Below are 21,371 nucleotides of genomic sequence, written 5' to 3' on the forward strand. Positions count from 1 at the left end.
CATGGCTGTTTGGCCTCAGTGATTTTTGGCGATTGATCTGATCACCAAACGTCATGAATGTTCCTATCTTTTTTATCTCGCTGATATCGTTATATTATTTGTGGGGATACCTCAGACTCTGACCCCAATATTTTAAAGCATGCTTCTTCCCCGCCGGGTGTGCGTAAGCTTGAGGCTTAATGGCAGGGGTTGAATTGGTGCGGATTCTATTTTGGATTTTGGGATTTGGGAAGTTTTTTTGTGAGGAGGATTGCGAAAAGACTGATGCTTTTCGCAATCTCAATTATTTTATTAGTCCGCGTTGAACAGGTCGCGGCTGTATACTTTATCTAGTACGTCTTCGATATCGCCCGTTACACGGTTTGCTACGATTACGTCAGAGATTTTCTTAAACTCCTCCAAGTCATTTACCACACGAGAGCGGAAAAACTCGTCTTCCTTAAGCACTGGTTCGTAGACTACAACTTCAATACCTTTCGCTTTAATACGTTTCATAATGCCTTGAATAGCACTTGCACGGAAGTTATCAGAACCAGACTTCATGATAAGGCGATAGATACCAACAATCTTGGGGCCACGGCTTACAATTGAATCGGCGATAAAATCTTTACGCGTACGGTTAGCATCTACAATGGCCTGAATCATATTATTAGGCACTTCGCTGTAGTTAGCTAGTAACTGTTTGGTATCTTTTGGTAAGCAATAACCACCGTAACCGAAGCTTGGATTGTTGTAGTGATTACCAATACGCGGGTCTAAGCCCACACCTTCAATGATCTGCTTGGTGTCTAGGCCATTACGCTCTGCATAGCTATCTAGTTCGTTAAAGTACGCAACGCGCATTGCCAAGTACGTGTTAGCGAAAAGTTTGATGGCTTCTGCCTCAGTACTGTCGGTGAATAAAACATCGATGTTCTCTTTTATTGCACCTTGCTGAAGCAGCTTTGCGAAAACCTCCGCGCGCTCACTACGCTCACCTACGATAATACGGCTTGGGTAAAGGTTGTCGTAAAGTGCTTTCCCTTCACGCAAAAATTCAGGCGAAAAGATAATATTGTCAGAACCAAAACGAGCTTTTGCATCTTTTGTAAAGCCTACCGGTACAGTCGATTTTACAATCATTACAGCATCAGGATTAATTTCCATCACAGTTTTGATAACTGCCTCTACACTACCGGTGTTAAAGTAGTTAGTTTGAGGGTCGTAATCGGTTGGCGTTGCAATGACAACGTAGTCAGCATCTTTATAAGCAACTTGCGCATCTAACGTGGCTACAAGGTTAAGCTCTTTTGTTGTTAGGTATTCTGAAATTTCTTTGTCTTCAATTGGAGACGTTTTGTTATTCAGCATCTCGACTTTTTCAGGAACCAAGTCGACTGCTTTCACTTCATTGTGCTGCGCAAGTAGCACCGCATTAGACAAACCTACGTACCCCGTACCTGCTACAGCTATTTTGTAATTGCTCATTGACGATTCCATTTTAATAATAAATTCCAATTCTAAAACTAGTTGTATTTAATTTTACTTAGAAAACTCTTCTTTTGTTTTGACTGAAAAGTTTTCGCGCATAAGTGTAAGGTTAGGGCTGTATGCAGGGTCATGGTCAATATAATTGCCCCATCTCGTTTTTAAATATTGAAGCTCTCGATTAAACCTTGCAGCTTTTTCTGGCGCGTGATCTGTCCCTCTGCTCACCGACTCGTGATGATATAACTCTGCCTCTGCACAATAAACATTTCTTACGCCCGTTTCTTGAACTTTTAAACAAAAATCAACGTCATTGAATGCAACAGTTAAATCCTTTTCATTCAAGCCGCCTACCTTCGTAAATAAAGACCTTTTGACTAGCAAGCAAGCTGCTGTTACAGCAGAGTAATTCTGTGTGGCAATTAATCGCTTAATGTATCCTGGATGATAACGAGGGAAGTATTTGTGTGCATGACCTGCACCACCACCGTACCCCATCACTACACCAGCATGTTGAATTCTTCCATCTGAATATAACAATTTGGCGCCAACACAACCGATATCTTTACGGCTAGCGTGCCCTACCATAGCTGTGAGCCAGTTGGGATCAATTACTTCAATATCATTATTGATAAGCCCTATTATCGTGCTTTCACTAGAAGCATGTTGCACGCCAAAATTATTAATAGCAGAATAATTAAATTCACCTGGGTAACTCAATACGTTAATTTTAGGGTGTTTGTTAAGCTCGTTGAAGTAATCGATACTCTCCTTTTCATCCGAGCCATTATCAATCAATAATATTTCAAAATTTTGATATGTAGTTTTATCCAGAATCGACTCAATGCAAGCTTTAACTAAGTTCTTCGCATTTTTAGTAGGGATAATGAGAGAGACTAAGGGTTCAGAATCTATTGGCCATTGTAAATGGTTTACGCCAAGTTCAGCGTTAAATGACGCTACTGCTGAAGTAGAATCTGACAACCTCTCTCTTATATCTTGAAGGCCTTTATCTACTACAGCTTTATTTGTAGTCCTATTTAACAGCGTAAATGGCAAGTGTTTAATTAACAATTCAGGATGCTTAAGCCACAACTCAGTCACTAATCCTGCTATTGTCTTTGATTTAATGGTATTTAGCGCAACCAATTTGGCTTTGCATTTAACACCTGTAAAAACATATCCAGTGGAATATTGCAGTTCAGGATTCCAATCTGGTAGAAAATAGGGAGAAACTCTACGCTTTTTTAGATCAACTCTGTCTGTGTCGCAGTAAGTTATGTCAGCTTCGCTGTCACTTATTGAAAACACCTTCAGCGCCTCATCAGTAATAATGTCACCACTATTTAAGAAAAACAGTTCCTTGTTATTATCTACATCACTTAAAGCATCTGTAAGAGTTAAAAATTGAGAAACTTCTGCTCCCAGTGTCTTCTCGGTAACAACTCTAATATCAAGTTCACCACCTCCAGCTTCTCTCAAACTTTCGAGGGAAATAGATAAATTCTGATGACCGAGGATAATGAATGTAAATTTTAAATTGGCTTTATGGTTTGCTGTTTTACCAACTAATGTTTTGCTTTGATGCTGCAAGTAGTCTTTATATAGCGCCATGCGCTTTTTTTCAGAAGGGAAACCATAAAATAGACCCGAACGCTGTAAAGAACGGCTATAAAACTCGGTAAGTTTATGATTATTTTTAAGCTTGTTTCTTACCGATTTAGGCACTAAACCAACAGCACCTTTCACGGTCAACATTGCGAACTTCTTCATACAACTAATTCAATCCCTAACAGCATTACCCAACGCCAACTAAAAAAGCCGCAGTTGTATGCGGCTTATATATAATATCACGTTTTAAAGTGACGAGTATTAGCTTCCGGTACCTAAGCGCTCACCTTGATAACTTCCATCAAGAACTGCTTTCCACCAGCTCTCGTTTGCTAAATACCATTCTACGGTTTTACGAATGCCGCTTTCAAAGGTTTCTTGCGGCTTCCAGCCAAGTTCACGTTCAATTTTGCTTGCATCAATAGCGTAGCGCATGTCGTGTCCTGGGCGGTCTTGAACGTAAGTAATTTGCTCAGCGTATTTGCTATCTTTTGGCTTAACTTCATCTAGAATTGAACAGATAGTTTGCACCACTTCAATGTTCTGCTTTTCGTTGTGGCCGCCAATATTGTAGGTTTCACCGATTCTGCCATTAAGCGCAACCACTACCAATGCTCGCGCGTGGTCTTCTACATACAACCAATCACGAATTTGGTTACCCTTACCATATACTGGCAATGGCTTACCAGCTAACGCATTTAAAATTACCAACGGAATAAGCTTTTCCGGGAAGTGGTAAGGGCCGTAATTATTTGAGCAGTTAGTTACAAGGGTTGGTAGCTTGTATGTACGAAGCCACGAACGCACTAGCTGATCAGAGCTCGCTTTACTTGCTGAATAAGGTGAACTTGGTGAATACGGAGTAGTTTCCGTAAATAACGGAAGCTCTGTGCTTGGCTCAACTTCATCTGGGTGAGGAAGGTCGCCGTATACTTCATCGGTAGAAATATGATGGAACTTAAACCCTGCTTTTTTATCGCCCTCAAGTGCTGACCAATACGCTCTTGCTTGTTCAAGCAAAGTGTACGTACCTACAACGTTAGTTTGAATAAACTCGCCCGGGCCATCGATAGAACGGTCTACGTGAGATTCTGCAGCTAAGTGCATGATGATATCTGGCTGATGCGTATTGAACACGCGATTTACTTCTTCGGCATCACAGATATCAACTTGTTCAAAGCTATAGCGTTCGCTGTCTGCTATGGGTGTTAATGACTCTAAATTACCCGCGTAGGTCAGCTTATCCAAATTAACCACTGAGTGGTTAGTATCGTTTATGAGATGGCGAACTACAGCAGATCCAATGAAACCCGCGCCACCTGTTACTAAAATCGTTTTACTCATGTTTTATTTACCAAACTTGGATTGTGTTGCGGTTTATTGTGCCGCTTTAAGCTCGTCCATCATAGACGACAACTGCTTGCGCCAATGGGTTGGATTACATGTTGCAAACGCTTCCCGCGCGCTTTGCTTGTCCAACACGCTATAGTGGGGGCGTTTAGCTGGCGTAGGGTATTGGCTACTTGGTATAGGAAATACAGGAATTGCATTTTCTAAAAATCCTTTTTCAAGCCCCAGCTCTTGAATTGCTAGTGCAAAGTCATACCAACTAGCCACGCCTTCGTCAGTCCAGTGATACACACCTACTGTTTTGTTTTTAGCAGCACTAACGCAAGCATCCGCTAACCCTTTAGCCCATGTAGGCGTGCCTATTTGGTCGTCTATCACCGTAAGCTGCGGCTTATCTGCCATTAACTTAAGCATGGTTTTTACAAAATTATTGCCATGGGCGGAATACACCCATGCTGTGCGGATCAAGCAACTTGCTTCAGGCAATATATCAAGTAACGCCTTTTCCCCATCTGCTTTTGTTTTGCCATAAGCCCCTTGAGGTTCTATAGGGTCGTTAGGCAGATACGGCGAGCCTTTATGCCCATTAAATACGTAGTCGGTAGATACATGCACTAAAAATGCACCGGCTTGTTCGCAGTACTTAGCTAAGTTTGCTACTGCTGTAGCGTTAATTGCATGGCACAACTCTTGTTCTTCTTCTGCTTTATCCACGGCAGTGTAGGCGGCTGCATTGATGATGACATCAGGCGCTAATTGAGACAGCGTTTCTGACAGAACATCAAATTTAGTGATATCTGTATCTTCCGGCCCAAGACAAATAGTATCTTCCCCTAAAATACGTACCAATTCGTAAGACAACTGCCCAGCATTTCCAATAACTACAATTTTCATTGTTATTCCTTTAAGCCACAATAGTTAAAACGTAGGTGCGTCAACAAATGCCAAACCTGCTTCATCTTTACCTGATAAAGACGGCTTCTCGCCATTTACTAAAGGCCAGTCGATATTCAACGTAGGGTCGTCGTACTTAACTGATATTTCAGATTCCGGGTGATAATAATCTGTGCACTTATACACGAACTCAGCAGAATCACTGGTTACGTAAAAGCCGTGAGCAAAACCCGCAGGCACCCATAACTGACGTTTGTTCTCTGCTGATAACGTTACCCCAACCCACTTACCGTATGTAGGTGAGTCTTTACGCATATCTACCGCTACATCGTATACTTCACCGCTAACTACACGTACTAATTTGCCTTGGGTTTGCTCCATTTGATAATGAAGGCCGCGAAGGATACCTTGACTAGATTTAGAATGGTTATCCTGAACAAAATCTACATCTGCGCACTCTTTCTTGAACCAGTCGGTGCGAAAGGTTTCTAGAAAAAAACCTCGCTCATCGCCAAATACTTTTGGTTCGATGATTTTAACGTCAGGTATGTCTGTTTTAATTACTTGCATTTACTTTCCGTACAAATGTGCAAATGAATAGAAGAAGAAAGGTGGCAATGCCACCTTCTTTAACTTGAATATAGGTTAAACTTTCACTCTGTCTTTGAGAACTTTTAAGAGGTAATCACCATAGCCACTTTTCTTGAGTGGTGCCGCTAACTTTTCAAGTTGCTCAGCGTTGATATAGCCCATTCTATAAGCCACCTCTTCTGGGCAGCATACTTTCAACCCTTGGCGTTTTTCGATAGCAGCCACAAAGTTTGCAGCATCAAGAAGTGAGTCTAGTGTACCAGTATCAAGCCACGCAGAGCCTCGGCCCATTAGTTCTACTTTCAAACTGCCATCTTGAAGATATAAGTTGTTCAAATCGGTAATTTCAAGTTCACCACGGGGTGATGGCTTCACTTCTTTAGCAAAATCCACTACGCGGTTGTCGTAGTAGTAAAGACCGGTTACGGCATAGTTTGATTTGGGAACAGCGGGCTTTTCTTCTATTGAAAGTGCATTCCAGTCATCATCAAACTCTACCACGCCGTAGCGCTCAGGGTCGTTAACGTGATAGCCAAAAACCGTAGCCCCCTGTTCTTGTTTAAATGCGTTTTGCAAAGACAGCTTTAAATCATGGCCGTAATAGATGTTGTCGCCAAGAACAAGTGAGCAGCTACCATTTCCAATAAACTTTTCGCCGATAAGAAAGGCTTGTGCCAAACCATCGGGTGAAGGCTGAACCGCGTATTGAATATTCATTCCTAAAGCAGAACCATCACCGATAAGGTCGATGAACCGCTGCTGCTCATCAGGCGTGGTGATAATGAGTACATCACGAATACCTGACATCATTAACGTTGTTAGCGGATAAAAAATCATCGGCTTGTCGTAGACAGGCATAAGCTGCTTACTCACCACTTTAGTTAATGGGTGTAGCCGTGTGCCAGAACCACCAGCAAGTATTATTCCTTTTCTCATACATTCCATCCATCAAGAGGTCTATCTTTACTTTGCAGCATAAAGTTTTGTTGGACATGTTCTGCCCCGCTTTCTCGCCATATCGTTACCTCTTCTGTATCAAAGTGCTCAAAGACATAACGCATGTTTGCAGATGCTGAGCAAGTAATGGGTTCTGCCCACACCGCATCTGTAGAACTGGGGTATTCGCCCTTATTTATTTTTACTAAATCAAACTTTACAAGAAAAGGATAATCATCAGCAAATAGATCATTACTTCCAGAGTATGCTGTCGCAACTACAGGTAGTTTTCTCACCAAAGCCTCTGCTATGGTTCGACCAAACCCCTCGCTTCTATGTAAAGATACATAACAATTGGCAGAGTTCCACAATAGGTCTAGCTCGGACGAAGTCATTAGCTTATCTATAATTTTAATCCGGGAATCAGATAGTGCTTTTAATTTAACGTTCTGCCAATGCTCAGAATTATTGCTATTAGAAACCTTTAATACTAATTCAACATTTTCACCCATTGCGAACGCAAGCTGAAATGCATGAACAACGGCGAGTGGATTTTTTCTTTCAATATATGAACCCGCATCAAAAATAAAAAGGAAGCGAAATGGTGATTCTGGGCTCCTTATTCCTGTCTTTTGTTTATGCAAAGGAAGTACAACGGGCGCACTGTATTTAACAGATGAGTGAACTCTAGATAATGCTTTGGTCGTGAAATTAGAAATACCCCACACTTCGTCAAAGCTGCTCAACGTTGCAGCCCATTCTTCAGGGGCAGATTCAAGCTCCCAAGGAGGAATGATTGTCGTATATCCGAAAGCTGCGGACAAATCGTCAACAATATTTAATAGCTTCGCCGCTTCGATAGCGTTAATGAAAAAAATGGATCTGTCAAAAAACACACCATTTTCAAGAGGACTTGAATAAGTCGAGGGGTCTTCCGTTGGATGGCCGATATGGACTATCGAAAAGGCAATTCCTTTATGCTTTAATAATTCGGCGTAGGCACGTAGATCTTCTCCTAAACCGAGACGTCCCCTGCTATAACCAATCAGGTTAATTCCTTTACTTTTCAACGGTTCAATCGACTTTTCGGTATGGTGGTCTAGCTTGGCCTCTAATTCCTGTATGTTGAAGATGCTCTTTCCATAAACTTCATACCAAAGAACAAGATTTGCTCTTTTCTTAAAAGTAGATAGATCTTTCTCGCCAGTAATTTTTTGATAAAGCAAAACCATTAAGTTAGTTATTAGGACTGTTTGATCCTGAATAACATTCTCACTCGGTGAAAATAGCTGCTGCCAAACAGTTTCAGACAAAGCAGATATGCGTTTGCGGGTCCAAGGGAGGTAATGATTGAATACGTCCATATTCTCAAGAACTCGTTAGCGAAAACTATTGGCAAACATTCGTAACTTATATGCCATTCTTTCTTTTAAAGGTAAGTTCTGTTTGACAATCTCCATTCTTTCTGGAGATTTTGGTATCGACTGATAGCGCCATTGGCTCTCGTAAGCAGCCACCACCTTTTTTAAAACACCTGGCTGGCAAATAAACTCTTTGAAAATTCTTTCAAACTCAGCGCTATCAATATACTGCTTGTATTTGCTCTTCTGTTTAAGTTCTTTGCAAAGCTCTACAAATACATCTCTTTGCTCAACTTTATGCTCGTTACAAAACGTTTCAATCTGTTCTACAAAAGCAAGCTTAAATTTTTCATATATCGCTGGCGGAATAAATGAATAAACTGAAGTACCCTCACTAGCTCTTTGTAAATAAAGATCCATATCATATTGTAAGGAGTCAAGGTTAAGTTGGTTAAACCACCGTTTAAATTCTAGCCCTTCGAGGGTATATGAAGTATTAACTAATGGGCTATCTAAATTAATAGGCTCTATACCGACTTTTGATAAAAAATCTTCAACTAGATTTCCGTTTTTAAAACACTGTTTGCTATAAGGGCGCAAGATAAATCTTTCTCGCCCTATTTTCTTTATGAGCCGATCGAGTATTTCCAGCTGATAAGCCCGTGGCGTAGCGGGCAATCCAAAAGCATGTACTTGCCCATGCCTCTTAACCCCTTGATTATAAGAAGATTCGGCAACTTCTAGAGGAAAACGAAGATAGCCTATAAACATTGCTTCAGGAATAGCCTGTGCTAACTGCTCCATTCTCTTGAAGAAGAATTCAGAAGAAAGTATCAACACATCATTTTTCGAAGATTCAAACTCTTCCAAAAGCGACGATACTTTCGCATCGTCAAGTATAAAATCTTCGCCATCTTGTGAAAACAAAGAGAGAAGATTACCTGAACTAACACCATTCTCGTCTAACTCATGCTCCGGGTAAAAAACACCTTTGCTCGCTAAATAATCCCTGTTGTCACTCAACCACTTTTGAATAGCTGATGTTCCGGACTTAGGCGGCCCAATATGTATAAATACTTTATTCATGCATGACTTCTATGAATTCAAATCCATTGAGGAATGTCGCAGACTAACTTAATTAAATTGGTTATTCTTTGAATATTTTATGAAATTGAAGTGACTTGCGGCAAGATTTGAACCACTCGCCGCGATCGATTACTACTTACGTGCACCTACAGAAGATGCAAGGTGAAGCACAATATCAAGCGTAGAATGCAAAGACTCTTCTAGTTCTTTTATTTTCTCTACGCTTAAACCAGATAAAGACTGCTTAACTTCTGTAGTAGAAATATCTTTAGTTCTATCAAGGTACACGACTTCGCAAAGCTCTTTCAGCTCGTCAAATTTGCCTTCCCAATCGTTACCCATACCAAATATATCAATATTGTATTTCTTCACGTCTTCCGCTTTCTGCTCCCAAGTATTTTCGGGAATAACTTCATCAACATATTGTGATGCAAGAAGGATGTTTCTTCTTTCTTCATACGAATAGAAAGACTTTTTACCCTTCATTGCGTTGAACTCATCGGTAGACAGCCCTACAACAAGCCTGTCACCTAATGCTCTTAATCTACGAAGCAAGTTAACATGGCCAACATGGAACAGGTCAAAAGTGCCGTATGTAAGAACGGTTTTACCCACTTTTGGCGATGGGGTCGCCAAATCTTCCATTTTAATTTCATGACGATAGCGTAAATACTTTTCGTCTCGAATAGGGTATACGCCTTGCTGCTTGAGCTGCTCTATTTCAGGAAGAAAATGCTCGAAGTTCATGTGACGCATAACGATGGCTTCATCTGTTCGGAAACCGCTTCGGGAGAAGTACCCCGAATAATCTCTTATGCCCTTCGCTGTAAATGGACCAAATTCATAGTCTTTGAGAGGATATAGACCATCTAACTCGATATAACGTTTGGGAAAGCAATCTCTGAAATACTTAGTTTTATAGTGAAGTACTGTTTTACCTTCTACCGTCTCACGTTTACCTACAAACACATCGATTTGCAGATAAATATCTTGCTGGCATATTTCTGACGATGTTTGGTTGGTGCAGTAAAATTGGAACAAGCCCGGCATGTCACGTTCTTTCAAGTGCACACCTAAACTCTCAAGCTCAGGCGCTACATGCGCTAGTTTTTCTTCGAAAAACTCTTCGATCATGACATCTATATCGTCATCCCAAGGTATAAGACCTCTATGACGAACAGCCCCAAGCATAGTGCCCGAATGCATAAAGAATTCTATACCATGTCTATCAAGTACCTCTTTAAACACTTTAAACATACGGTAGTAGCTTGAAACATATCCATTGCCAAGTATCACACGGCTGAAAAAGTCATCTAGCGTAACCGACTGACCGTTAACTGCTTCCATCACATCCTCAAAATAGTATTCCTGCGAACAGGTATTTCACATATTACTGTAATGGAAGTGTAACACTTCGGGCTTCAAGTGACTACAAAGTCGTACTCGACCGAACTTAAACAATCAACTTGAGAAAAACCTTGTTCTGAACAATCTCCTCGTACGAAGGGTCTGGTCTCACAAGACCGTCAACTATGCGCGCGACTTGCTTGTCATCAATCTGTTCGTCGGTATATTGCTCGGCAATTACTGGTATATTCTCAGGGTCTAAACTTGAACCTCTCAAACGCCAATGATATTCGTCAAAATCCAAGTAACCTCCAGCTTTTACCATTTTGTCGCATAAAAAAAACGTTAAAGCGTCTACTGCAAACGTATGTGCACCGTCAAGAAAGCAATAGTCAAAAAGACGTTGATGATTATTTTCTGTCATCGACTTCATCAATGACCAGTTGTATGAATCATTGAATTTTTGAGTGTTACCAAAAAAATGGATACGATTGGGAAAAGCCTTTAGTTTTTCTTTAGCTGCAGTACACTTTTCATCAAAATCGAAAAGGAACAATGTAGCATTAGGAAACCGTTCACATATATTTCGCGCAGTATCGGCATTATGGAATCCAAACTCTGCATAGTTAAAATGTTGATTACTTGAAAAAGTTTCACTCATGAAGTTATATGTACTAGGCGTACCTTCTTCAGACACTCTTATTTTCTTTGGGTACCGGTCCTGGCTCACTACTATTTACTCCAATAATTAAGCTATTTTCTACTTCTCATGTACTCGTTTAAACTTGTCATAAGCTTCTCTCAAGAAGTTAGGCTCAAGAGCTCGTAATACCCTTGCATGCCCTACATAATAGTCTTCGAGTTCTAATTCTTGTCTGCTCACCGATAGTTGCCAATCAATCTTATCACTCAAAACAGCTCTTACACTTTCATAGACAGGAAGCCTTGTGTTATCAAGGTGTTCATAATTACCTTTCAAGTCGACTGACTGCTGACCTATGTGCTTTAATATATTAGAGGCTACGTGACTCAATACCGCGCGTTTAGGGTGGTTCATCGAGTAGAACAGAATGTCGTTACGCCAGTTTTTTTCGATATAGTCACTAACGATTACATCGCATTCTTCTTCTCGCCTTCTTAACTCATCAATGCTCGCTTTGGCATTTGCAAGCACAAACTCTTCCGTATATTGCGACTTATTGGTTGCCGCATCCACGGCTCTTTGCACAGCATTGACAGGATCTTCCATGAAAAAGGCTAAGAAATTTGCATCGTGGTAGTCACAAAATTTAGTAACATGGGGCTCTCCAGCGCGAAAATAAACGACTTCAGGCATGTAACCAGAGAAATATGCGTTGGGTATCCTTACAACAGTACCACCTGCTTTTAAGTGATTAGCTAAATTAGAGGATGAAAAAATACCATGGCTGTCGCCGACATTTTGCGTAATAAGCAAATCTAATTCACCAAGTAAGTTTTCAATATCACTCCAATCTCCCTGTCGCAACTCAAAAGAGGGCTTAGGAAAAGGCACAAACTCCCAATTATCTGCAAATTCAGCGTTAGTTTGCAAAATATTGCCCAGAGGATTCGCTTGGCAATTGCCATAAACGCTGTACTTCTTCTTAATTATAGATTTACTGCTTTGAGTATCTGCTTTGGATGTTGATAGGTTCTCTTTAAGCTTGGGAGAAACAACGTCGTTTTCGTTACTTTCCGTTTTAACGTTTATAGAGGAAAGCCCCAGTACTTTTTTTAGATAAGACAGCATTTACACTTCCATTTAATCAACACCAAGTATCATGCAGATACTCTTTAAGCTTTTTTACACGTATTACCTCATCTTCATTGAGGTATGCAGATATATCGATTTTGTTGGGTTGCGGGGGTTTATTTAACAAAGGGTCCCACAGTTGTTTAGGTCTTGCTTCAGCCTCGCGTGGCTGTGTATCAAGATTAACACTGCTTTCGACACCGATAAACTCAAATATGCTCTGCATTGTGTCCAACGCATGCTCAGTTAGTTCCGAGTAGGGAACTACTAAAATTTTTCTACCCTGAACTATATGATGACGTACGATGTCATCAATCTCACGGAAGTATGCAAGATAATCTTCAAGTGGTTTATTCAACCACTGTATTTGGGGTGACTCTCGATCAACACCGAGCGAAATTTCTTTTTCGAAACGCTTTCGGTGCGAAGCGATAATCTCAGATGGCTCCCTTGTACAAACAAGCACCTTTGCATTAGGGAATACATTATAAATCTCTGGCAGACTTCTGATATGTGCAGGCGTTTTTTCTACTAAGCACTTTTTCCCTAAATTTTGCCATGCAAAATAAAAAAAAGTTCTGAGCAGTGTCCCATACTGCCTGGCATCCCAGATTTTAGGGCGTTCTTCCTGATAAAGGTATTCTTTTGGGAAGCCTCTGGCATCAGCTTTTTGATTTGCTTCAATAATGGGTTGAATTTTACTCTGAAACGCTTCCCAATTTTTTTGCCCCACATACAAACGCATTTCATAGTTATCTGGGCACGAGTCTTCTAGCAAAAGCCACGGCTTGTTGAAACAAAATGTTTCAACAGTAGCTTCAGAGAAATCACAAAACGCACTGTGATTGCTGACTTGTTGAAACAGTAGACTTGTACCACTTCTTTCTGGGCCAACTACAAATACAGGTGCATTGTCGTTGGCCCAGTCTTCTAATAGCTTTGAGTAGAGAGAGTCTTGCATGGCAACTCCGAAAATAACGTTTTAAATTCATTAATGAATCTTTCGTTATACTTTCGAAATGTTTCAATTGAATTACGGTGCAGGTCTGCTGTACGCTCAAGTGTTAGTTCGTTAAGTGCTTCAACCATGTCGGTAACCGACGCAAAGTTGTGGAAGGTATCTGAGCCGTCTATTCCAACCATCGCATCTTCTGTGGCTAGTAATGCTTTTCCATATGATAGTGCTTCAAGGGATTTGATTTTCAGTCCTGTTCCACCAACCATAGGATTGATCGCAATATCAATTAGACGGTAAAACTCATCCAAGTCATCAACTAATCCAACAATATCAAATATTTCATTCATACCAGCGAATGCTTTACAAACGGTTCCACCCAACAAAAAACTAAATTTCTGCATTAGTTCTGGGTTAGCCATCACCGCATCTTGGAATACTCGCAAACTTTCCACATTAAACGGGTTACCTGAACCTATATAGCCTATAACTATTTTATCTCGTGTTTGCCCAACTAGTGGTTGAAATGGTACACAGTAGCCCATAACCGCTACCGGGATGTGGGTAATGCTTTCAAAATACTGCTGCTCTTCATCCTGAATGGCCAACACAAGGTCGGCGCGTTCCAATGCATAAGCCTCCAGCTCTTTAGTAGTGTAGAACCACACTGGTTCTAAGCCAGCCTCTTTAGCGACAATATGCCTATCACCAAATACATCATGCGTGTCGATAACTTTATAGGTTTGCTCTGGAATCGCGTCTAACACTTTAGAGAACCAAACATAGTTCACCACGCAAACGTCGAATGACCATGTCTCGCAAAGTTTATCTACGTAGTCAGACACTCTATCGTCGTACCAATCGTCGATATCGAAGTAGTCGCCAAACGAGGGCTCAGCCGCCGGTCCTTGTGGTTGTACGAAGTGAAAATAGTCCCATTGATTTTCCATATCCCTTCGTTGCTTATCACCTAAACCTTCCATACCGAAATATAAAAAGTGAACTTGATAGCCACAAAGTTGAAACATTCTACTCAGTCTATAAATCCGAGCACTATTTCCTTGAAACTGAGGATGTGAAGGAATGGGTGACACAATTAAAACGGTTTTGCTCACAGCGTTTCCCCTTCCCAGTAAACCGCAAGATCTGAAATAGAAACACTTAATGCGCGGTCGAAAACTTGCACTGAATCTTGAGGTACAATAGAAAGCTCAACCAACTCACCTTCGCTTTTGGTGTGGTGTTCAATAGCAATTTCACTTCCCGCACTTGCATCAACATCTTTTTTAAGTACACCGTTTAAAAAACACTTAAGCCCTATTCGCTCCATACCTTCCACAACAGAAAATATTTTAAATTTCACGGTATAAAACCCAATTGCTCTTAACGGTATAAACAATCTAACCCCTTTATTGCCAATCCAGCGCCAATAACTCGTTCCATCAGTTTCAATTGGGTACATGCCAATATTGACTAACCTGTCTAGGTAATACCAACGCCTAGAATGGGTTACATAATCCTTAGTTTGCTTGGCAAGTTGGTCACTACTTTCTATTAAATCTGGCCAAAATTGTTGTGCTAGTTTTGATAATGATTTCGGAAGGCTTGTTACCGTATAATCAGCCCCCAACAAGTTGCGTACATTCTCTAAAAGTGCATCGTTTGGCACAAGCCAACAATAACCAGAAGCATTGCTACTTCTCAACGGTTCAAGTAGGTTAGTTAGCGGAAAATAACTGTGCTCTTCGCACCATGAGACGATACTCACCGCACTACTGTTTGACACTTTTCCACTAATTAAGGGGCGATGCTTTTGAACTGCTTTTTTCATTCCTCCAAGCAAAGGAGATGTTAGTTCGCTTAATGAAACCCAACTGACATTTGCTTTGCCATCAAAATAGTTATCTGGCGTTCTAAGTTTTATCTTTTCTGCATTTGCTGCCAAACGCTCGAAACCAGCCTCTACGCGAGGCGTAACGAACACGTCTCTTTCAGATGCGCTAAAAGATAAAGGTTGAACACCAGCAGCCTTGCTAGCTTCTACATATCCTAAACCGTGTTTTTGACAAAGTGCGTAATTCACCAAATGCGTTATTCTTGCGCCCGCAGCCATTGCAAGCACTGAAATGATACTTTGCGGCATGCTATCTAATATGACTTCACCTATACTAGGTAAGCTGCGTAGAAACGCAGAAGTAGTAAGAATATCTACATTAATTTTATGGTGTGCAGCCGCTACTTCAAGAGGGGAAAGAACGCCGTTTAATTCGTTATGCATCCGTTTCTCCTAATTGCTTAACTTTATCTTTCCCACTATAGAGCCATGCTAATTCGCTTACACCGTTCTGATAAACTTCGGGGTTAGTGTTAATCATCCAAGAACGCTTTGTAGCAGAAAAAACCCAATACTCAGAAGTAGGGGAAACATTAGTAATCATATCAATATCTAGTGGACCAGCTACGCTTTGATCAACAGAAAAACCTGCTGCAATTAAGAACTGTTTTATGCTCTTTCTATCCAAATCGTATTCACTAGATAGTGTCTGCGGCACGTGTAGCGAAAGCACAAGCTTGGCGCCAATAGCTAAAATCTTATTTAATTTAGCCAACCACCTCATCGGAGCATTAGCAAGGTCAGATAGGCAAGCATCAACTACTGCAGTGGAATACACGCTTTCATTAAATTTTTCTTCAAAATCAGTGACACCCGCAGAGTGAATTTGGCCTTGGGTATATCCTAACAGCGACATTAAAATCTCTTTTTGATGGGCTTCATCGTTTGAGATGTTGGCAACAAATGCTGCATTTGTGGGAAGCAAATTAGCCTGCCACCAAAGATTATTAGCGTCGTTATTTATCGTATTATTGCTTTGCCAATTTAATATTTGCGGCTCTGTTAAGTACTCAAAAATTTGGTTATTCAATGCACTAGTACTAAGTTGAGTATTGTCTTGAAGCTTTGCAGCCTCTTCTAAATATGCTTGTGCCGTGACGTTAATACTATGGGTTCTTTCCACCCACTTTTGCGCATTTTTGCCAATTTGAACGCGGTAATGTCTGTCGGATATAAGCTTTTGAAGCTCTTGTGATAGGTTATAGTTAAAGTTCTCATCCCACTCTAACTTTACCGCACAATCGTCTGGTAGCTCACTGAAAGGGCCAATGTTTACCACAACACAACACAATCCCATACCCATTGCGCGCGTTAATGTGCCGGACGACTCTCCACCAGTTGGGTAACGCAAATTGACAATAAAGTCAGAGGCGAGCATATATTTAAAGAACTCATCTTCATTCAGAAAGCCAGTTACAATAACGTTGTCAGATAAGCCACTATCGGCAATATCTTGGTAAACATCATATTCATGGGGTTTGCATTGCCCAGCTAGCACGTAAGTGAAGTCTAGGCCTTGCTTTTTTAACTCAGATAACGATGCCAACACCGCTTTAATCTGCTTTGCTTTTGCAATAAAACCCATTGAGGTGATTACCGGTTTATTGCCAGGCAAGCCCAATTCACCGCGATACTGCATTTTTAGTTTTGCTTGATACTGACGAGCTGCAGGTGAAAAATGATGAGGTACGATTTTTACATGCTTGTGGCCTAGCGCCGCTATCTTGTCAGCTGAGTATTTCGAGTGCACCAAAATACGCTCAGCAGCACTAATAATGCTAGCGTTCATCATTAACTCATGGGGCATAAACTTACCTTTCCAGCCATACTGTGAAAGCTGTTGCCCAATTATAGCGCCCGCTTCACCGTAGTTATTCTGAAGCGCTAATGCGTACCCTTGTTTATCGCCTTGCGATAAATTAGTTAGGTCGATGAGATAATGAAGATTTAGGTCATGTACCACCACAAGGCCTGGCTTTGAAAGCAGCACAGGAAGCATATATTGCGTGTCAGGGTTATTACCTACGTGATATATGTGCGGAACGCTCGCATATTTGTGCTGCCGCCACATATATTCTTCTAGATGTAATACCGTTACATTGGCTGCTATTCCTGTTGGCGTTGGGTGCGTATTTTCTATAACAACTGTAACTTTTGTTGTTCTAGAAAAATATGGGAGCTGCTCGGCAAAATAGTCTGCGATGCCATTAGGCTTAGGAGGCAGCGGGCAAAACACCACTACCTGTGATGGTACGTCCGTCATTACTTTCCTGACTCTAGCTGCTTTTTAATATAATCGAACTCTCTTTGCATACGTTCGTTTTGAATAGCAAGTAGCGCATCCATTCTTCGTTCAACTTCAACGGAGAATTCACCCAATACGTCTGTAAAGCTACTTTTAAGTGAAATAGGCTGCGCGGTAACTCGCTTTCCGTCGATATAAACATGTGCCTCGCGCGCTTCTGCGGAAAAAGGCAACATATCAAGTTGCAATGTAAAACCATGGCAGCCATTGCCAATACCTGCAGCCACTAGATCTTCACGTAATGTTGCCGCTTTAGTCTTCGCAAGTACCTTATCACCTGTTTTAAGTACCACTTCACACGGCGCCGAAGGGTTAGCAGAATTCAAAGCCCAACCTGCCACTACATCGCTTGATACTGTATCGATATGAAAATTCAGTTCACCTTTACCGAGTAAACGTTTTACTAAGTTTTTTAATTTGCGTTTCATGTATTTTTACGTCCATTCCATGTATGTCGTAATGTTACATCAAAAGAAAAAACGGTTCATTAATATGTTATTCAATGTACCATTTGCTGTGCTTGTGAACGGTGTCGCTGCTTAACATTTCTTGCTTGGTAAACCATTTATATTTTCCATGCTGAGCATTAGGAAGCGTATTTATATCGATGTCACAAATTATCTTGTAACCCAGTACAACGTAGTGTGTAGATATTCCCTCGCCAAACACAAAGTCTTCGTAAAAATGCTCATACGGGCCCAAGAACTCAGCTTGGCCACGAGAAAATTCTGTTCCGAGCTCAGCTAAGGTTAAACGCTTGAAAGCATTATCCATGCACTCATTTTTTAAAATCCGGCCACCAGGTACAAACCAATAGCCTTGAGCAGGTCGGTTATTTCTGTAACCAAGTAAAATTTGGCCATGTTTATCTTCTATCAAGAGGTCGATAGATATCAGTGGGGTGCAGTCGATAACTTGAGTAAAAGTAACTTGTTCTAGAAAAGCCATTCTATGTTCCATATATAAAAACACCGGGCATGCCCGGTGCTGTCTTGATGGGGATATTACTATCCACGGAAATTATCTTGGTTTGCCAAAAACCAGTCGAATGCGTGTTTAAGGCCTTGTTCAAGACTATAGGTATGCTTCCAACCTAAGGCATGTAAGCGCGACACTTCCATAAGTTTACGCGGGGCTCCATCTGGTTTAGACGTATCCCATTTAATACTGCCTTTAAAGCCTGTTACCTTGGCTACCGTTTCTACTAGCTCGCGAATAGTACAGTCTTCACCGGTACCCACATTAATGTGACTAAGCATAGGCTGAGTATTGGCCTGGTACGTTTCATTATCAAGCTCCATCACATGTACGCTTGCAGCTGCCATATCATCTACATGCAAAAACTCGCGCATAGGTGTTCCGCTTCCCCAGGCGACTACTTCGCTATCGCCGCGCTGTGCTGCTTCGTAAAAACGGCGTAACAATGCTGGTATAACGTGCGAGTTTTCTGGGTGAAAGTTATCGTTAGGGCCATACAAGTTTGTAGGCATTACCGAGCGATAATCACGACCATACTGACGGTTGTAGCTCTCACAAAGCTTAATACCTGCAATTTTTGCTATGGCATAGGGCTCGTTAGTTTCCTCAAGTGTACCCGTTAGTAAGGCCTTTTCAGTCATAGGCTGTTCTGCCAATTTGGGATAAATACAACTAGATCCCAAGAACAACAGCTTTTGCACATCATTCGCATGAGCGGCATTGATGATATTCGCTTCAATCATCAAATTTTCATAGATGAACTCAGCGGGGTAGGTATTATTAGCATGAATCCCACCTACTTTTGCCGCAGCTAAATATACTTCATCAATATTGTTTGCTGCGAAAAAATCACTCACCGCTTGTTGATTAATTAGGTTCAATTCGGTGCGTGTTTGCGTTATAAGCTTTACGTCACTTCGCTTTTCTAGTTTTCTTACTATAGCAGCACCAACCATACCTCGATGGCCGGCAACAAAAACAGTCTTCATATTGCTTCTCATTAGTTCCCTGAAAGTCGGGCAATTATTAATAATTAAACTCGATTAATCAAACCTTCGGCAAAATCTCAATGGACCTCGGTGGGTAAGTAAAAAATCAATCCTATATTTGCAGCCGAGAGAAATTGAGCAATCGCTGTATCGCATCTCAACCCCAATTTATTAGCCCTTAACAATTTGCCCTTTAAAAATCACAGGTGGTTCACCCTGTTCGCCTTTTATTGTTTGCAACGAACTTTCAAATTTAGCAAAAACATTTTCCGCTACGCTGCTGCCATAAAAAGTGCGAACAAAGGATTTTAAAATGTTATTCACCATAAATCGCGAAACATGTCTCACGCACCCGTCGTCGGTACCGTAAACTGGGTATGGCAGATGGCACCCAACCCATTTGATAATTTCAAATGAAGGCCAGTACCAAATATTTTGATTATCGTCCAACGTACTCATGTACTCGTTTATCGCGACACGAAGTGTAGACTTGGAAACACAATCGGCGGTAATACATGATTTACCGCTAAAAGTAGCCTTAAGAGGAACGGGAGACAACGTGAATACAATGGGAGCATTCTTGTTCACTTCACGGATAATTTGCACAATTGATGCAAGGTTCTCGCTATTTTCAGCGACAGTCGACATCCTGAACTGGTGGCGGCCCGACTCAAATATATGTTCGGGTACCCCACGCCAAAATACACGACTTGTATCTTTATCCTCCCAGACTTCTGCTAACCCCAGTGTAAAAACAAAACAACTTGCCTCGCTAATTGCCTTCTTTATGTTTTTTTGCTCAAGCTCAGGTTGCCAATCTACGAGAGAGCCATTGTCATCACGAGTGTAAGCAAACCCTTTCGCGGTTTCTTTCCCATAAACTGCCCAATGAAAAAAATCCCTTAGCGCAAAGGTGTTATTGAGGCCCGATGGGATCCAAAATGAATCTGATGACAGACCAGCATCGCCCAAAAAGTGCCTAAGCTCGGCGGCAAAACAGGAACCTATAGCGACGACGTTACCATTGTCGTCTAAAACAGGCTTCTCCGGCATGCTATCTAAACAATACTCTGTAATTAGCTTTTCGATATTCACAAAGTCGCTCTTTGCAACTGGGTACTTCTTTATATCGCCCGTATGCCAGACTGACTCCCCCCAAGATGCTGGGCCGCTTCCGTCTCTTATTGGGGCCAGACTTCCTATCTCACTGTTTATTTTTTTCATTTACTTTTGACTCCTTTCCGTTGAACTTTGCTTATTCAACAACAATTGTGTGAACCGTGAAAAAGCAAAAACGCGTGGCTTTATCGAATCTCACTATCCGCTTTTTCAATTTCATTTATGAGAAAGAGGCTTAACCTTTCTACAAATGGCTTTTCTAACATTTGAAAATGATCAATTCCTAGACGATGAACGTCAAATTTCCCGTCGATTAAAGTAGACCAACAGACCTCAGGGTTATGTTGGAACCCCAATGGCCCTTGAGTTTTATCGGCCCAAAAGAAAGAAGCATTCCCTTTAAACACTTTAGGTTCATATATTTCTCTCTGCTTTTAAGCACGCGAGAAAAACAACAATAAATTCTATCCCTTGAGGATATACCAGAATGGCCGTTGAGCCAGAATAACCGTTACGTTTAAGCTGAACCGCTGCACTTGATACTCTCATATAGAGTTCACGATATGAGATTTTTTCCTTCTCTACGCCGTTTTCGTCTAGATAGATATACGCAGTTTTTTGAGGCTCTTCTAATGATAACCGACTGAGAGAACTGATGAGGGATTTGGGCGACATAAATTTGGACGTACCCCGGTGATACTTGCCAGCATACAT

The 21,371-nt window shown here is 41.2% G+C and carries 20 protein-coding genes and 1 pseudogene; all 21 read right to left on the reverse strand.

The annotated features are described in order from the left end of the window. Window positions 1–291: 291 nt before the first annotated feature. Window positions 292–1,479 carry a nucleotide sugar dehydrogenase gene (locus tag MHM87_RS18340; RefSeq protein ID WP_239260541.1) on the reverse strand — a complete coding sequence of 396 codons (1,188 nt, stop codon included), beginning with the start codon at window positions 1,477–1,479 and terminating at the stop codon, window positions 292–294. A gap of 42 nt (window positions 1,480–1,521) precedes the next feature. Next, window positions 1,522–3,240: a glycosyltransferase family 2 protein gene (locus MHM87_RS18345; RefSeq protein WP_239260543.1), complete on the reverse strand. Its 1,719-nt coding sequence runs from the start codon at window positions 3,238–3,240 to the stop codon at window positions 1,522–1,524. A 99-nt stretch (window positions 3,241–3,339) separates the two neighbouring features. Continuing rightward, entirely contained in the window at window positions 3,340–4,422 is a 1,083-nt protein-coding gene (gene rfbB / locus MHM87_RS18350; RefSeq protein ID WP_239260545.1) for a dTDP-glucose 4,6-dehydratase, read from the reverse strand. Between the two features lie 33 nt (window positions 4,423–4,455). Continuing rightward, window positions 4,456–5,322: a dTDP-4-dehydrorhamnose reductase gene (gene rfbD, locus MHM87_RS18355; protein ID WP_239260546.1), complete on the reverse strand. Its 867-nt coding sequence runs from the start codon at window positions 5,320–5,322 to the stop codon at window positions 4,456–4,458. Window positions 5,323–5,346: 24 nt separating this feature from the next. Further along, window positions 5,347–5,892, reverse strand: a complete 546-nt coding sequence (gene rfbC, locus MHM87_RS18360) for a dTDP-4-dehydrorhamnose 3,5-epimerase (RefSeq protein ID WP_239260548.1) — start codon at window positions 5,890–5,892, stop codon at window positions 5,347–5,349. Between the two features lie 75 nt (window positions 5,893–5,967). Then, a complete protein-coding gene (rfbA, locus tag MHM87_RS18365) occupies window positions 5,968–6,849 on the reverse strand; it encodes a glucose-1-phosphate thymidylyltransferase RfbA (protein ID WP_239260550.1) in 882 nt (293 codons plus the stop codon). Then, on the reverse strand, window positions 6,846–8,213 hold the full coding sequence (locus MHM87_RS18370) for a glycosyltransferase (protein WP_239260552.1): 1,368 nt from the start codon (window positions 8,211–8,213) through the stop codon (window positions 6,846–6,848). Before MHM87_RS18370 ends, rfbA begins: the two co-directional genes overlap by 4 nt. Window positions 8,214–8,228: 15 nt before the next feature. Beyond that, entirely contained in the window at window positions 8,229–9,296 is a 1,068-nt protein-coding gene (locus MHM87_RS18375; protein ID WP_239260554.1) for a hypothetical protein, read from the reverse strand. 132 nt (window positions 9,297–9,428) lie between these two features. Continuing rightward, window positions 9,429–9,941 carry a glycerol-3-phosphate cytidylyltransferase gene (gene tagD / locus MHM87_RS18380; RefSeq protein ID WP_239260605.1) on the reverse strand — a complete coding sequence of 171 codons (513 nt, stop codon included), beginning with the start codon at window positions 9,939–9,941 and terminating at the stop codon, window positions 9,429–9,431. Window positions 9,942–10,268: 327 nt separating this feature from the next. Next, window positions 10,269–10,643 (reverse strand): annotated as a pseudogene (locus MHM87_RS19915) (LicD family protein); the annotation flags it as partial. Between the two features lie 106 nt (window positions 10,644–10,749). Next, window positions 10,750–11,340: a hypothetical protein gene (locus MHM87_RS18390; RefSeq protein ID WP_239260556.1), complete on the reverse strand. Its 591-nt coding sequence runs from the start codon at window positions 11,338–11,340 to the stop codon at window positions 10,750–10,752. 63 nt (window positions 11,341–11,403) lie between these two features. After that, complete coding sequence (locus MHM87_RS18395; protein WP_239260558.1) at window positions 11,404–12,414, reverse strand: WcbI family polysaccharide biosynthesis putative acetyltransferase; 1,011 nt, start codon at window positions 12,412–12,414, stop codon at window positions 11,404–11,406. Window positions 12,415–12,430: 16 nt separating this feature from the next. After that, window positions 12,431–13,378, reverse strand: coding sequence for a sulfotransferase (locus MHM87_RS18400; RefSeq protein WP_239260560.1), 948 nt, complete (start codon window positions 13,376–13,378; stop codon window positions 12,431–12,433). Further along, a complete protein-coding gene (locus tag MHM87_RS20005) occupies window positions 13,348–14,487 on the reverse strand; it encodes a glycosyltransferase (RefSeq protein WP_239260562.1) in 1,140 nt (379 codons plus the stop codon). Before MHM87_RS20005 ends, MHM87_RS18400 begins: the two co-directional genes overlap by 31 nt. Continuing rightward, window positions 14,484–15,650 (reverse strand): hypothetical protein, encoded by a 1,167-nt coding sequence (locus MHM87_RS18410; protein WP_239260564.1) that lies wholly within the window; start codon window positions 15,648–15,650, stop codon window positions 14,484–14,486. Before MHM87_RS18410 ends, MHM87_RS20005 begins: the two co-directional genes overlap by 4 nt. Continuing rightward, on the reverse strand, window positions 15,643–17,529 hold the full coding sequence (locus MHM87_RS18415; protein ID WP_239260566.1) for a glycosyltransferase family 4 protein: 1,887 nt from the start codon (window positions 17,527–17,529) through the stop codon (window positions 15,643–15,645). The genes MHM87_RS18410 and MHM87_RS18415 overlap by 8 nt, the downstream gene beginning before the upstream one ends. Further along, the gene (locus tag MHM87_RS18420) at window positions 17,529–17,999 is read right to left on the reverse strand and encodes a hypothetical protein (RefSeq protein WP_239260568.1); all 471 of its coding nucleotides are present in this window, start codon (window positions 17,997–17,999) and stop codon (window positions 17,529–17,531) included. The genes MHM87_RS18415 and MHM87_RS18420 overlap by 1 nt, the downstream gene beginning before the upstream one ends. 67 nt (window positions 18,000–18,066) lie before the next feature. Then, a complete protein-coding gene (locus tag MHM87_RS18425) occupies window positions 18,067–18,519 on the reverse strand; it encodes a GDP-mannose mannosyl hydrolase (protein ID WP_239260570.1) in 453 nt (150 codons plus the stop codon). Between the two features lie 59 nt (window positions 18,520–18,578). Further along, window positions 18,579–19,550: a GDP-L-fucose synthase gene (locus MHM87_RS18430; protein WP_343213332.1), complete on the reverse strand. Its 972-nt coding sequence runs from the start codon at window positions 19,548–19,550 to the stop codon at window positions 18,579–18,581. A 159-nt stretch (window positions 19,551–19,709) separates the two neighbouring features. Next, window positions 19,710–20,762, reverse strand: a complete 1,053-nt coding sequence (locus MHM87_RS18435) for a GSCFA domain-containing protein (RefSeq protein WP_239260574.1) — start codon at window positions 20,760–20,762, stop codon at window positions 19,710–19,712. A gap of 309 nt (window positions 20,763–21,071) precedes the next feature. Next, on the reverse strand, window positions 21,072–21,332 hold the full coding sequence (locus tag MHM87_RS18440; RefSeq protein WP_239260576.1) for an AMP-binding protein: 261 nt from the start codon (window positions 21,330–21,332) through the stop codon (window positions 21,072–21,074). Between the last annotated feature and the right edge of the window lie 39 nt (window positions 21,333–21,371).

The sequence above is a fragment of the Alteromonas sp. Cnat3-28 genome (genome assembly GCF_022348265.1).
In the GTDB taxonomy this organism is placed as follows: domain Bacteria; phylum Pseudomonadota; class Gammaproteobacteria; order Enterobacterales; family Alteromonadaceae; genus Alteromonas; species Alteromonas macleodii.

What these genes read in the sequence shown, in the direction of transcription:
- MHM87_RS18340 (WP_239260541.1), bottom strand. Translation starts at nt 1,479, where the DNA reads ATGGAATCGTCAATGAGCAATTACAAAATAGCTGTAGCAGGTACGGGG.
- MHM87_RS18345 (WP_239260543.1), bottom strand. Translation starts at nt 3,240, where the DNA reads ATGAAGAAGTTCGCAATGTTGACCGTGAAAGGTGCTGTTGGTTTAGTG.
- rfbB (WP_239260545.1), bottom strand. Translation starts at nt 4,422, where the DNA reads ATGAGTAAAACGATTTTAGTAACAGGTGGCGCGGGTTTCATTGGATCT.
- rfbD (WP_239260546.1), bottom strand. Translation starts at nt 5,322, where the DNA reads ATGAAAATTGTAGTTATTGGAAATGCTGGGCAGTTGTCTTACGAATTG.
- rfbC (WP_239260548.1), bottom strand. Translation starts at nt 5,892, where the DNA reads ATGCAAGTAATTAAAACAGACATACCTGACGTTAAAATCATCGAACCA.
- rfbA (WP_239260550.1), bottom strand. Translation starts at nt 6,849, where the DNA reads ATGAGAAAAGGAATAATACTTGCTGGTGGTTCTGGCACACGGCTACAC.
- MHM87_RS18370 (WP_239260552.1), bottom strand. Translation starts at nt 8,213, where the DNA reads ATGGACGTATTCAATCATTACCTCCCTTGGACCCGCAAACGCATATCT.
- MHM87_RS18375 (WP_239260554.1), bottom strand. Translation starts at nt 9,296, where the DNA reads ATGAATAAAGTATTTATACATATTGGGCCGCCTAAGTCCGGAACATCA.
- tagD (WP_239260605.1), bottom strand. Translation starts at nt 9,941, where the DNA reads ATGGAAGATTTGGCGACCCCATCGCCAAAAGTGGGTAAAACCGTTCTT.
- MHM87_RS18395 (WP_239260558.1), bottom strand. Translation starts at nt 12,414, where the DNA reads ATGCTGTCTTATCTAAAAAAAGTACTGGGGCTTTCCTCTATAAACGTT.
- MHM87_RS18400 (WP_239260560.1), bottom strand. Translation starts at nt 13,378, where the DNA reads ATGCAAGACTCTCTCTACTCAAAGCTATTAGAAGACTGGGCCAACGAC.
- MHM87_RS18410 (WP_239260564.1), bottom strand. Translation starts at nt 15,650, where the DNA reads ATGCATAACGAATTAAACGGCGTTCTTTCCCCTCTTGAAGTAGCGGCT.
- MHM87_RS18415 (WP_239260566.1), bottom strand. Translation starts at nt 17,529, where the DNA reads ATGACGGACGTACCATCACAGGTAGTGGTGTTTTGCCCGCTGCCTCCT.
- MHM87_RS18420 (WP_239260568.1), bottom strand. Translation starts at nt 17,999, where the DNA reads ATGAAACGCAAATTAAAAAACTTAGTAAAACGTTTACTCGGTAAAGGT.
- MHM87_RS18425 (WP_239260570.1), bottom strand. Translation starts at nt 18,519, where the DNA reads ATGGCTTTTCTAGAACAAGTTACTTTTACTCAAGTTATCGACTGCACC.
- MHM87_RS18430 (WP_343213332.1), bottom strand. Translation starts at nt 19,550, where the DNA reads ATGAGAAGCAATATGAAGACTGTTTTTGTTGCCGGCCATCGAGGTATG.
- MHM87_RS18435 (WP_239260574.1), bottom strand. Translation starts at nt 20,762, where the DNA reads ATGAAAAAAATAAACAGTGAGATAGGAAGTCTGGCCCCAATAAGAGAC.
- MHM87_RS18440 (WP_239260576.1), bottom strand. Translation starts at nt 21,332, where the DNA reads ATGTCGCCCAAATCCCTCATCAGTTCTCTCAGTCGGTTATCATTAGAA.